This is a genomic window from Pseudomonas sp. MF06569, from assembly GCF_059862735.1.
On the sequence record NZ_JCBCUZ010000003.1, the window covers coordinates 281,443 to 294,027 of the forward strand.

The following is a 12,585-nucleotide window of genomic DNA, read 5'->3' on the forward strand; positions in this document are numbered from 1 at the left end:
TGACCTCAAATTGGGTCGACTCGTCTAGCTGATAGATTCTGTCTGACATATTTGCGAGTGCATCGCGGTATACAGCGCAGGTCCGAGCCGTTAACGTAAAGCAAAGCCGTTTATAGAGGAAGGACTCGTGGAACACTCGCTCTTGATTTGGTTGTTGCCGACTCTAGCCCTGGTTGCCGGTGTCGCCATTGGTTTTCTGGTTGCCCGTCTGTTGCCAAATGCCGTGCCTAACCGCACGCAGCGTCAGCTGGACGACATCCAGGAACGTTTTGACAGTTACCAAAGTGAAGTGGTTACCCACTTCAACACCACCGCCAATCTGGTGAAAAAGCTCACCCAGAGCTATCAGGAAGTGCAAGAACACCTCGCCGAGGGCGCCAACCGTCTGGCCCTGGACGAGCAAACTCGCCAACGCCTGCTGGCTGCCTTGCACTCCGATGTGCCACAACCGCATCGCGAGCGCATCACCCCGCCGCACAGCACCGAGCCGCCATTGGATTACGCCCCAAAAAGCCCCAACGGCCCGGGCATGCTCGATGAGCATTACGGTCTGAAAAAGTAAACAGTGCGCTCAATAAAAAGCCCCGCGATCTGCAAGGATCACGGGGCTTTTTTTGTACGGCTTGCGACTAACCCGTAGCAGCTGCTACGAAGTGCCTTGTCTTTACGGGTACTGCTGCACCTGGCCTGGCTGCTGGTATTGCATGCCCGGGATCGGCGCCAGGGTGACTTGAACACGGCGGTTTTGCGCACGGCCGTCAGCCGTTGCGTTGCTGGCAATCGGGTCGGCAGGGCCTGCGCCACGTACCGACAGGTACTGGCCGCTGACACCCTGGGACGTCAGGTAGCTCGCCACGCTTTGCGCACGCTGCTGCGAAAGCTGCATGTTGTAGTTGTAGTTACCGGTGCTGTCGGTATAGCCCACGATCTGAATCTGGTTCTGGTTGTTGAACTGCTTCAACGAGTTCGCCAGGTTGTTCAGCGGCTGATAGAAGCTTGGGGCGATGTTGGCGGAGTTGGTGGCGAAGGTAATGTTGCCCGGCATCACCAGTGTGATGTTGTCACCCTGACGCTGAACTTCTACGCCCGTATTGGCCATGCTTGCACGCAGTGCCGCTTCTTGCTTGTCAGCGTAATAGCCATAACCCGCAGCACCCAGACCCGCCACGGCGGCGCCGATCAGCGCACCCTTGCCACGGTTGTTGTGGTCGATGGCAGCACCTGCCACAGCACCGGCCAAGGCCCCCAGGCCGCCGTAGGTGGCCGTTTTGCTCAAGCCCGTCCCCGAAGAGGCCTGGCCCTGATTGTCATACGGGTTAGGCGTAGCGCAGCCGGCCAGCAAGGCAACAGCGCTTGCTGCAACAATCAAACGACGCGAGATGAACATGGTGACGCTCCTGATCAAACTTTCTGAGGGGGCAAAGGCCATTGGCGTTAGACCTTTATAAGCCTTGGAACACGACCAACGGTAAAAATTCCTTTGGCCGCAAACATTCGCACTCAACGAACAATAGCCGCCCGAACGCCACCTCACAAATCCATGTACCCGCACTTGCAGTTACTTTTTCGACGCTTTGCTGCTCACCGGAATATGCAGGTAAGACATCACGCTTTCGGTCAGTTCGGTTGCCAGTTTGACGGCTTCTTTATTACGCGCCATCACCCCTGCAACCAGCCCTTCGATCAAAGCGAGCACCGCAATGCTGGAGCTGGTCATTACCGGATGATCGGCAGGCGCAAACAGTACGTGCTCGGCAATACTGGCCAGCGGCGAGGCCGGTGAGTCGGTGATCGCCAGCACACAGGCGCCCCGCTCCCTGGCAAAGCGTGAAAGCTGCAGGGTGTCGATGGAGTAGCGCGGCAAGGAAATAGCCAGCATGACGTCCTGATCGGTGATCGCAGCCAGGCGATACGCGGCGTTTTCATTACCGCCCTCCATGCTGATGGCCGTCGCATCGGCACAGAACGGCATCAGGGTCGAAGCTGCCAGGCCCGCGAAGTAGACGCTATTGCCAAAGCCCAGGATGTAGATCTTGCGCGCCTTGATCAGGCTCGTGACAAAGGCTTCAAACGTATCCGGATGATTGTTGGTCGCCGCGGTGGCGAGGTTGCTGCTGGCGCTCTGGATTTGCTCATGCAGGCCAAATGCGCCGTCAGGACGATGGGCCAGCTCGTTGCGAAGCTTGTCTACCGGCGACACCACTTGCTGCAACGTCGCCACCAGCTCGGCCTTCATGCCGGTGTACCCCCCCAGGTTCATGGCCTTGGCCAACCGGTTGACCGCGGCCGGGGATGTGGCCGTTTCCTGGGCCATTTCCTCAATCGTCAACGTTGCGGCCCGCAGCGGGTGACGCAGGATAAAGTCCGCGACCTTGCGCAATGAAGGCTGCAAGTGGGGCGCGACCTCTGCCAGCTTGCGCATGACCGGAGCCGCATAAATAGTGGTGTTTTTTGATGGGCTTGGCATGTCCGGCTCAACATTTCCTGTGGATAAAAGAAGGGGCTGTGCCCAATCAATGGTGCGAGCGGGCTTGCGTGGGCCGACCGAGTGTATCCCAAGCCCACCCCGGGTGCGCAGACCGCAAGCCGGGGCCTGAAACCTATTTCAGACTGCCCGAAAGAAACTGCTGCAGCCGCAGGGACTGAGGGTCAAGCAGCACTTTTCGCGGGTCGCCACGCTCCTCAACAACACCCTGGTGCAAGAACACCAGTTGGTTCGAAACTTCGCGGGCAAACCCCATTTCATGGGTGACAACCACCATGGTGCGCCCTTCCTGCGCCAGGTCCTGCATGACCTTGAGCACGTCGCCCACCAACTCGGGGTCGAGCGCGGAAGTCGGTTCATCAAACAGCATCACTTCCGGCTCCATTGCCAGCGCCCGGGCAATGGCCACACGCTGTTGTTCGCCGCCGGACATGTGCGCCGGCCAGGCGCTCATGCGGTGCGCCACCCCGACTTTGTTCAAGTAGTGCTCGGCCTTTTCCCGCGCCTCGCGCTTGCCCATGCCCAGCACATGCACCGGAGCCTCCATCACATTTTCAAGGGCCGTCATGTGCGACCACAGGTTGAAATGCTGAAACACCATCGACAGCCTTGAACGCAAACGCTGCAACTGCTTGGGATCGGCAGCCTTCAGCCCTGCGCTCTTGCTGGCTACCAGTTTCAGCGCTTCGCCATTGAGCACGATGCTGCCCGAGTCGGGTTGTTCCAGCAGGTTGATGCAGCGCAAAAAAGTACTCTTGCCCGAGCCGCTGGAGCCAATGATGCTGATCACATCCCCCGCCTTTGCCTCCAGAGACACGCCCTTGAGCACTTCATGGGAACCGTAGCTTTTGTGCAAATCGCGCACTTCAAGTTTGTACATGATGTCCACTCTCCAGGATCAGTCGCTCAGCAGGCGGCCTTGGCGAATAAGGGTGCTGCCAGCGACCTTGGCCAGCCACAACCCGGGCTGGGCAAAGCGCAGGCGCTCGCGGGCATAGAGGATGCCGTCAGTGTCGGCACGCACCACGCTGTGACGGTCAGTGATCGGGTCGATCACTTCAAACAGTGGATCGCCCACCGTGACCCGAGCCCCCAGTGGCTGAATAAAACTCACCACCCCGGGATGGGGTGCATAGGCGTACTGCGCGCCTGCAAACGGCGTCGCCTCGCAACAGTCGGTCGGAGCCGTCGACCAATCGCCATTGATCAAACCCTGATCAGCGAGATACCCCAAAATTGCCTCGGCGCTCTGTGCACACGGCTCGGCCTCGGTATCCGCCATGCCACGCAACTCAATGGTTGCAGCCACACACGCCAACGGAATATCCGCCTCGGGAAAGCGCCCGGCGAGCTGCAGCCAGGGGATCGCACACGCCTCATCAAACGCGCTGCCGCCTGCATCTTCCGCCAGTAATGCGGCACCGGCCTGCAGCCGGGCAGCCAGTGACTGCAGGCGCGGCCAGTTTTGCGGCATGGCGTACAGCAGCATGATCGACTCGAAGTCACAGTGCAGGTCCAGCACCACATCAGCGTCACAGGCATGGCGCATCAGCAGGCAACGCAAGGCATCCAGCTCAGAAGCCGGAGCCGGCAACTCATCCAGGACAGCGAGCATGGCGCTGCGCACCCGCGCGATATTGGTGCCAGCATCCGCACCTAACTGCCCCTCCAGCCTGTCTGCCACGGCGTCGGCCAGGGCCGGAAAGTCACGATTGAAATTCTTGCCACTGGAAAACTCGAAACGCCCCTGATGGGTGGCCTGGAACATCTGGCCAATACCGATGGGATTGGCCATGGGCACCAATTCGACCACCCCATTCAGACGGCCCTGCTCTTCAAGCTCTAGCAGACGGCGCTTGAGCTCAACGGCAACCCGCATCCCCGGCAACTCGTCGGCATGCAAAGAGGCCTGGATATAAGCCTTGCGCTGCCCCTGACCAAAACGAAACAGGGACAAATGGCGTTCTGTGCCCGAAGCAGTCCACGGCAAAAGGTACTTGATGTGTTCCATGAATATTCCTTAGTGCTTGCGCGGTGCCAGATACGCCAACCAGCGGCGCTCGGCGAGCTTGAACAGACGAACCAGAATGAAGGTCAGGACCAGATAAAAAATGGCCGCGGTCACAAAGGCCTCAAACGGCAGGTAGTAGCGCGCACTGACCGTACGCGCGGCGCCAGTGATGTCGACCAGGGTGACAATCGACGCCAGGCTGGTGGTCTGCAGCATCATCAGCACTTCGTTGCTGTACTGCGGCAACACGCGGCGCAGGGCCGACGGCAGGAGAATCCTGCGAAACAGGGTAGCCCGTGACATGCCCATGGCTTTACCGGCCTCGATCTCGCCGTGGGGGGTTGATTTCAAGCTGCCCGCCAACAGTTCAGCGCTGTAGGCACTGGTATTGATTGCAAAGGCCAGGCACGCGCAAAAGGTGGCACTGGAAAGGTAGGGCCACAGCACGCTTTGGCGTACTGCCTCAAACTGCGCCAGGCCGAAATAGATCAAAAACAACTGCACCAGCATCGGCGTGCCACGGATAACGTAGGTGTAAACCCAGGCCGGAAAGTTGATCAGGGGCGAGCGTGAAACCCGCATCAAGGCCAGCGGAATAGCCAGCATCAGCCCGAAGAACAGTGAAATCAGCAGAACTTTGAGAGTCACCAGGGCGCCACTGAAATACAGCGGCAGGCTTTCCCAGATCAGGTTGTAGTCGAGCATCATGAGGGGCTCCCAATCACAGTTCGGCGGCTTTTATGCCGACCGAAAAGTGTCTTTCCAGATAACGCAGCACCAGCAAGGACACGCTGGTCAGCATCAGATACAACACCGCCACGGCGAGGAAAAACGTAAACGGTTCGTGGGTCGCATCCGCTGCGTTCTTGGCTTTGAACATCATGTCCTGCAAGCCGATAACCGAAATCAACGCCGTGGACTTGGTCAGCACCAGCCAGTTGTTGGTGAACCCCGGCAGGGCGAAGCGGATCATCTGCGGCACCAGAATTCGCCAGAACACCTGTGAACGGCTCATGCCATACGCCTGTCCCGCCTCGGCCTGACCTGCGGGGATGGCCATGAAGGCACCCCGAAAGGTTTCCGACAGATAGGCGCCGAAAATGAAGCCCATCGTGCAGACACCGGCGATAAAGGGATTGATATCGATGTAGCCGGTGTAGCCCAGCGCCAGCGCGATGCGGTTGATCAGGTCCTGGCCGCCATAAAAGATCAGCAGGATCAGCACCAGATCAGGGATACCCCGAATCACCGTGGTATAGCCCTCCCCCAGCCGCGCCAGCCATTTGACCGGAGACAAGCGAAAGGCCGCACCCACCAGACCCAGGGCAATCGCCAGGGCCATGGACGTCAGGGCAAGGTTCACGGTCAGCCAGGCACCATCGAGAATGCTCGATCCGTAGCCGTGGAGCATGATGAAATTCCTCAGGCGAGCGCCAAAAAAAGCGCGAGACCAACCCCTGCCGCCCCCTGAAAGGAGGCGACTTGAGGGTTGCGGGGTTACTTAGCGTTGGCCGTAGATGTCGTACGTAAAGTACTTGGCCATGACCTGGTCGTATTTACCGTTGGCGCGTATCGCATCAATGGCTGCGCTCAGGCGTGCAGCGTTGGCGGTGTCGCCTTTGCGCACCGCAATACCGGCACCACGTCCGAAGTATTTCGGGTCGTTGATGTCCGGGCCAACCAGGGCGTAATCCTTGCCAGCCGGGGTTTTGATAAAACTCTCGTCGGTGTAGACGATGTCCGCCAGGGTGGCGTCCAGACGGCCCGAGGCCAGGTCGAGGAAGGCTTCATTCTGGGTGGAGTAGCGCACGACCACGACGCCCGCCGGCTCCAGCTGTTCGGTTGCAAAGCGGTCATACGTCGAAGAACGCTGCACGCCGAGACGCTTGCCCTTGAGGTCGACCTTGGGGTCGGTGAGCACATTGCCCGCCTTCATCGCGAACTTGCCGGGGGTGTGGTAGTACTTTTTGCTGAAATCCACCGACTTGAGGCGGTCTTCGGTAATCGACATCGAAGACAGCACCGCATCAACCTTGCGCACTTTAAGTGAAGGGATCATGCCGTCGAACTCCTGGACGACCCAGGTGCACTTGGCCTTCATTTCTTCACACAGCGCATTGCCGATGTCGTAGTCAAAACCACTGACTTCACCCTCAGGGGTTCTGAAGGAGAATGGCGGATAGGCCGCCTCGATGCCGATGCGCAGCGGCGCTTCATCGGCGTGAGCCATAAGGCTCGCAGCGCAAAGTGCCAATACACCTAGAAGTTCTGTCTTTTTCAAATTATTGACTCCTGAAGGGGCGCCATCCGGGCTGGCTCGGTGGTTAAAACCCATGAGGGTGTGCGCCTATAAGTGACACGTATTATTTCAGAAATCAATATCGTGAAAATAAATATATCACCCACAGACAACATCTCTCCTTGTGGGAACGGGCTTGCTCGCGATGACATCACGCAGTCATGCAGGCAGACCGCGTCGTCTGAATCACGAGCAAGCCCGCTCACACACAAAAGAGAGAGGGGGTGTCAGAACTTCACGCCCAGCGTCAACGCTACAAAATCCCGGTCACTGAGGGTGTTGTAGCGCCCGCCAAAGAAATTGGTGTACGACAGGCTGCTGGTGTAAGTGCTTTGGTATTCGCCGTCCAGACCGAAGGTGATGGCCTTGCGACCCTCTTCGAAGTTGGCATTGGGGCCAGGGGAATAGCCGCTGATGTCATGGGACCAGCCCAGATTGGGCTTGAGGTTCACACCGGGCAGGACGCTGTTGTATTCCCACACCGCCCGGCCACGGTAGCCCCAGGAAGTGGCAGTGGTGAAGCCGTCGTTGCCGCCTGAACCGAACACCGGGTCACGGCCATAACGCAGGTCTGAGGGGCTATCCAGTCCGCCCACATACGTCACACCCACTTCACCGGTCACGGTCAGGCGATTGGCCCCCATGGCGTTGTCGAAAACATGGCTGAGCGAGGTCTGGAACTGGGTAATTTCCTTGCGCCGATAGCCCTGCACATCCGCGCCGGGAGTCACGGTCAATGGCGATGCGTCTGCAAGCCCGGGCAGCAGCGTGACATTGGCATAAAGCAGGTCATTGCTGTTGAGTTGCACCGGCGCATTGGGGCGATAGCTCAACTCGCCTTTCCAGCGCGTGCCTGTGGATAACGTCGTGGCGAAGCTCAAACCATACAGACGGATATCTTCGGGGTATTCGACGTAGTAGCTGGAGTGACCGGCGACGATCATCGGCGCCAGCGCCCCTGCACCCGATGCCGCATTGTAGGCCGACTGCGGCGCAGCGCCCGCGCTGAGGATCGGGTCGCGGCTGTGGTAATTCATGAAGTAGGCACCAAACTCGGTGTCCAGCGGCTCAAACACATAGTGCATGGCCACGCCAAACTGGCCGCTGTTGCGCGCATTGCGATCGGCTCCGCGACGCACCAGCACGCCCTCGCCGTTCACGTCGACACCCGCGCCGGTGAGGGCCGCGAGGTCCGCCACATCGAGCGCCGAGCGCTTGCTCATCACGCGATAGTTACCGCTGCAACCGTCAGCCATCACGTCGGACCGGGAGAAAAACGTCCCGCAGTTATCCGCTTCCGATTGCTCCCAATCCAGTTGATAAAAAGCGTCGGCCGACAGGTTGTCGGTCAGGTTTTGCGAGATATAGAACAGGTTGACCGGCACCAGGCCGTCTTTGTATTCAGTACCGGGACGCCGATAGGCAGACGCGTCAGTGGGGTTGATCCCATTGATCCCGCCACCGATAAATTCGCTTTCGCCCCAACTGACCACCTGCTTGCCCAGACGTACCGCGCCAGGCTGATCGGCAATTGCGTAGTTGTGATACACGAAGGCATCCAGCAGCTGTGTACCGGCAGATTGGGCACTGGCTTTTCGTCCGCGATCACTGATGGCTTTGAAGGGGCGACTGTCGTCTTGCAGTTCGAAGTCGTACCAATACTTGCCGCGCACGTACAGGCCACTGTCACCGTACTTCAGCTCCAGCGCGTGCATGCCGGTAAAAATCTTTGAGAAGGTTTCGCCGCGCTTGAAGTTGAGGCGGCCATCATCCGAGATTTCGGATTGCCCCTTGCCGCCATTGTTGGCGCCAATCAAGTTACGGTCGGCCTTGGCAGTGGACCAACTGGCCCCGATGGACAACTCGGAATCGATCTGGCCCTCGACCGGGCCGATATTGAAGCTTACGCCCCAGGCGGACGTCGACGCGAGGCTGACTGCCAGCGCCAGCTTGGCGCGGCGCCAGGACCGGTTGACTGAGGACATCGATACTTCTCCGTGGGCACACTGCAATAAGCCCGCAAGGATGAAGCAAATCCAGATTTTGACAAGAACACAACCATCTCTCCGTAGCAGCTGCCGAGGAACGAAGGCTGCGTTCGATTGCGAAGCAATCGTAAACCTGTGTACACGGTTTGACAGGTGGGCCGCGAACTACGGTTTTACGACGGCTACGCCGCCGGACGCAGCCTTCGTTCCTCGGCAGCTGCTACGGTTTTTTGGGAGATCAGTGCATCTCGGTAAACGCCAGCTTCACGCCCAGCGCCACCAGCACTGCGCCCATGGTGCGATCAAACCAATGGCCCATGCGGGCAAAGCCGGTGCGTACGCGCTGATGGCTGAACAGCATGGCGACCATGCAAAACCACAGCCCGGTGGCAACCGCGAGGTACACGCCGTAGCCCGCCTGGATCGACAGCGGCGTATGCGGGTTGATCACCACGGTGAACAACGACAGGAAAAACAGTGTCGCCTTGGGGTTCAGGCCATTGGTCACAAAACCCGAAGTGAACGCACCGCGAGCCGTACGCTCGCCCACCGGCAAGGCGGCGGCCAGTGCTGCCGGATCGGCCGGCTTGGCCCGCAGCGCCTTGAAGCCGATGTACAGCAGGTAAGCCGCTGCCAGCCACTTCAGGGCGTTAAACAGCACAATGGATTGCGACACAATGATCCCGATGCCCAATAGCGAATAACCGACATGGACGAAAATCGCCGTGCCAACACCAAAGGCGGTAAAGATGCCGGCGCGGCGACCGTGGGTCACGCTCTCGCGAACCACCACGGCAAAATCCGGCCCGGGGCTGGCCACAGCCAACAGGTGAATCAGGGCAACGGTCAAAAATTCTGTCCAGTACATGCACGGCTCCATTACAAATTGTTTCTTCTGTTAGGCTCGCCACATTACGCCTTCATTTCACAGCACAAAAGGTACAGTTGATGACTAACACTCAGCGCGCCGTATTCCTTGATTACACCTCACTGGATCTGGGCGACCTCGATCTTGACCCGCTGCGTCGAAGCTTCGGCGATCTGCAGGTGTGGTCGGACACCACCCCCGGGAATGTGATCGAGCGTCTGCAAGGCGCCAGTGTAGCCATCAGCAACAAAGTCCAGCTCAACGCCCACACCCTCGCCGCGTGCCCGGAGCTGAAGCTGATTCTGGTAGCCGCCACCGGCACCAACAACGTCGACCTTGAAGCCGCCCGCGCCCAGGGGATTACCGTCGCCAACTGCCAGGGATACGGCACGCCCTCGGTGGCACAGCACACCCTGGGCCTGCTGCTGGCACTGGCGACACGCCTGGTCGACTACAACAAGGCCGTAGCCGACGGCCAGTGGCAGCAAGCCAAACAGTTCTGCCTGCTGGACTTCCCGATTGTGGAGCTGGAAGGCAAGACCCTGGGCCTGTTCGGCCATGGCGAGCTGGGCAGTGCGGTGGCCAGGCTGGCCGAAACCTTCGGCATGCGCGTATTGATCGGCCAGATCCCGGGCCGCCCGGCCCATGCCGACCGCCTGCCGCTGGACGAACTGCTGCCCCAGGTCGACGCCCTGACCTTCCACTGCCCGCTCACTGAACACACGCGCAACTTTATCGGTGCCCGCGAGCTGGCATTGCTCAAGCCCGGAGCCTTTGTGGTCAACACCGCACGCGGCGGCATCATCGACGAACAGGCACTGGCCGACGCCCTGCGCAGCGGCCATCTGGGTGGTGCGGCGACCGACGTGCTGAGCGTCGAACCTCCTCGCGACGGCAACGTGCTGCTGTCAGCCGACATCCCGCGCCTGATCATTACCCCGCACAGCGCATGGGGCAGCCGCGAGGCGCGCCAGCGCATCGTCGGCCAACTGGCACAAAACGCCGAAGCGTTCTTCAACGGTACAGCGCTGCGGGTCGTCAGTTGATAGACTGCGCCCCTTTTTGAGGAGCAGATTATGGATCCGCGCAGTGAAGTACTGCTTCGTCAGCCTGAATACTTTCAAGGTTCGGTGCTGTTGGTCGGCTTGCCGGCTGACGAACTACTCGGCGAATTGCCCGATGCCCACGGCTGGTGCTGGCATGCCGGTGACCAGGCCGTGCTCGACGCCCGCTTTGAAGGCCGTGTGCAGTTTGGTGTCGAAATCCCTGAACGGGCATTCGACACCGCCGTGGTGTTTCTGCCCAAGTCCAAGGAACTGAGCGACTACGTGCTCAAGGCCGTGGCCGCTCGCTTGCCCAATGCCGATGTGTTTCTGGTTGGCGAAAAAAAGGGCGGCATTGAAGGCGCCTCCAAACAACTGATCCCGTTCGGCAAGCCGCGCAAACTCGACAGCGCACGGCACTGCCAGCTGTGGCAAGTGACGGTGGACAACGCTCCGCCAGTGCCCGTTCTGCAAGAGCTGGCGCAACATTACGAACTGCCCCTGGCCGAAGGCCCGCTGAAAGTCGTCAGCCTGCCGGGCGTGTTCAGCCACGGGCGCCTGGATCGCGGCAGCGCCTTGCTGCTTGAGCATCTGGACAAACTGCCCAGCGGCCACGTGCTGGACTTCGGCTGCGGCGCGGGCGTGCTCGGCGCTGCAGTCAAGCGGCGTTACCCGCACAACACCGTCACCTTGCTCGACGTGGATGCCTTCGCCACTGCCAGCAGCCGCCTGACCCTTGCGGCCAACGGCCTGGAAGGCGACGTGATTACAGGTAACGGTATCGACGCTGCGCCCATGGGCTTGAACTCGATCCTGAGCAACCCGCCGTTCCATGTCGGGGTGCACACCGATTACCACGCTACCGAAAACCTGCTGCAAAAAGCAGTCAAACATCTGAAAACAGGTGGCGAACTTCGGATTGTGGCCAACAGCTTCCTGCGCTACCAACCGCTGATCGAAGAGCATTTCGGTGCCTGCGCGGTCAAGGCTGAAGGTCAGGGTTTCCGGATTTACAGCGCCAAGCGCCGTTAAACACATTGTGAAATAAGGGCTTGCCGGATCGGATTTGCCTAGGCAGAATCCGCTCCGTCCTAGGGGAGTAGTCTCCCACGAGCGCCATGCTCGTCCGGCATACGTCAACATACTTGGTCAACAGACCATGGCGTATGCGACCCAGGTGTCCGCACAGACGGACCGGGGTTTGACAAGACCTATGACACGAACACCTTACCCGGGGCGGGAAGGCTGTACGTGTCATAGCCGTGTCGACCCGCCCCTGGAAGCCACCTGATGATGCTCGACTCCTTACTCGTTCCTACCGCAATTGTTGCCTTGGCCGAAATCGGCGACAAGACGCAGCTGCTCGCCCTCATTCTTGCCGCTCGCTTTCGCAAACCCTGGCCGATTATCGCCGGCATCGTGGTCGCGACCCTGGCCAACCATGCCGCGGCCGGTGCCGTAGGCGCCTGGTTCAGCACCTTCTTCAGTGACGCCATGCTGCACTGGATCCTCGCGGCAAGCTTTACCGCTACTGCGTTGTGGACCCTGGTGCCCGACAAGATGGACGACGACGAAGCCAGCACCGCGCGCAAGTACGGGCCTTTCGTTACCACCCTGATTACATTCTTCATTGCCGAAATCGGCGACAAGACCCAAGTGGCAACCGTGATGCTCGCGGCCCAATACCCGGACTTGTGGCTGGTCATTATCGGCACCACCCTGGGCATGCTGATTGCCAACGTGCCGGTGGTTCTTGCGGGTAACTTTGCCGCTGACAAACTGCCGCTGACCCTGATCCGCCGCCTGGCAGCCACCGCGTTTGTCGTACTGGCCATCGTGGCTGTGTACAAGGCGATGCAGATCAGCGGCTGGGTGTAGCCCGCTCCCACGA

At 59.7% G+C, this 12,585-nt stretch carries 13 protein-coding genes and 1 riboswitch; of the genes, 4 read left to right on the plus strand and 9 right to left on the minus strand.

The window, feature by feature from the left end:
* Positions 1 to 127 precede the first annotated feature (127 nt).
* A complete protein-coding gene (locus AC19YQ_RS05370) occupies positions 128 to 562 on the plus strand; it encodes a Z-ring associated ZapG family protein (RefSeq protein ID WP_133078907.1) in 435 nt (144 codons plus the stop codon).
* Positions 563 to 664: 102 nt separating this feature from the next.
* Here AC19YQ_RS05370 and AC19YQ_RS05375 read toward each other — a convergent pair whose 3' ends face one another.
* From AC19YQ_RS05375 to AC19YQ_RS05415, 9 genes are all read right to left on the minus strand, one after another.
* Entirely contained in the window at positions 665 to 1,387 is a 723-nt protein-coding gene (locus tag AC19YQ_RS05375; RefSeq protein ID WP_133078906.1) for a YiaD family glycine zipper/OmpA-like lipoprotein, read from the minus strand.
* A gap of 171 nt (positions 1,388 to 1,558) precedes the next feature.
* A complete protein-coding gene (locus AC19YQ_RS05380) occupies positions 1,559 to 2,467 on the minus strand; it encodes a MurR/RpiR family transcriptional regulator (protein WP_133078905.1) in 909 nt (302 codons plus the stop codon).
* A 133-nt stretch (positions 2,468 to 2,600) separates the two neighbouring features.
* The gene (locus tag AC19YQ_RS05385; protein ID WP_133078904.1) at positions 2,601 to 3,365 is read right to left on the minus strand and encodes an ATP-binding cassette domain-containing protein; all 765 of its coding nucleotides are present in this window, start codon (positions 3,363 to 3,365) and stop codon (positions 2,601 to 2,603) included.
* A gap of 18 nt (positions 3,366 to 3,383) precedes the next feature.
* Complete coding sequence (locus AC19YQ_RS05390) at positions 3,384 to 4,496, minus strand: succinylglutamate desuccinylase/aspartoacylase family protein (RefSeq protein WP_133078903.1); 1,113 nt, start codon at positions 4,494 to 4,496, stop codon at positions 3,384 to 3,386.
* 9 nt (positions 4,497 to 4,505) lie between these two features.
* Positions 4,506 to 5,204 carry an ABC transporter permease gene (locus AC19YQ_RS05395; protein WP_133078902.1) on the minus strand — a complete coding sequence of 233 codons (699 nt, stop codon included), beginning with the start codon at positions 5,202 to 5,204 and terminating at the stop codon, positions 4,506 to 4,508.
* 13 nt (positions 5,205 to 5,217) lie between these two features.
* A complete protein-coding gene (locus AC19YQ_RS05400) occupies positions 5,218 to 5,907 on the minus strand; it encodes an ABC transporter permease (RefSeq protein WP_133078901.1) in 690 nt (229 codons plus the stop codon).
* A gap of 90 nt (positions 5,908 to 5,997) precedes the next feature.
* Entirely contained in the window at positions 5,998 to 6,777 is a 780-nt protein-coding gene (locus AC19YQ_RS05405) for an ABC transporter substrate-binding protein (protein ID WP_133078900.1), read from the minus strand.
* A 245-nt stretch (positions 6,778 to 7,022) separates the two neighbouring features.
* Complete coding sequence (locus tag AC19YQ_RS05410; RefSeq protein WP_133078899.1) at positions 7,023 to 8,780, minus strand: DUF1302 family protein; 1,758 nt, start codon at positions 8,778 to 8,780, stop codon at positions 7,023 to 7,025.
* 241 nt (positions 8,781 to 9,021) lie between these two features.
* Positions 9,022 to 9,651, minus strand: a complete 630-nt coding sequence (locus tag AC19YQ_RS05415) for a LysE family translocator (RefSeq protein ID WP_133078898.1) — start codon at positions 9,649 to 9,651, stop codon at positions 9,022 to 9,024.
* An 80-nt stretch (positions 9,652 to 9,731) separates the two neighbouring features.
* On the opposite strand from AC19YQ_RS05415, the gene AC19YQ_RS05420 reads away from it, so the two are divergent.
* The 3 genes from AC19YQ_RS05420 to AC19YQ_RS05430 all read left to right on the plus strand — a co-directional run bounded on the left by AC19YQ_RS05420 (position 9,732) and on the right by AC19YQ_RS05430 (position 12,572).
* A complete protein-coding gene (locus AC19YQ_RS05420) occupies positions 9,732 to 10,697 on the plus strand; it encodes a 2-hydroxyacid dehydrogenase (protein WP_500594724.1) in 966 nt (321 codons plus the stop codon).
* 30 nt (positions 10,698 to 10,727) lie between these two features.
* Positions 10,728 to 11,726 carry a methyltransferase gene (locus AC19YQ_RS05425; RefSeq protein ID WP_219260924.1) on the plus strand — a complete coding sequence of 333 codons (999 nt, stop codon included), beginning with the start codon at positions 10,728 to 10,730 and terminating at the stop codon, positions 11,724 to 11,726.
* Positions 11,727 to 11,775: 49 nt separating this feature from the next.
* Positions 11,776 to 11,897, plus strand: a riboswitch (yybP-ykoY riboswitch).
* A gap of 90 nt (positions 11,898 to 11,987) precedes the next feature.
* Positions 11,988 to 12,572, plus strand: a complete 585-nt coding sequence (locus AC19YQ_RS05430; protein ID WP_133078943.1) for a TMEM165/GDT1 family protein — start codon at positions 11,988 to 11,990, stop codon at positions 12,570 to 12,572.
* Positions 12,573 to 12,585 lie beyond the last annotated feature (13 nt).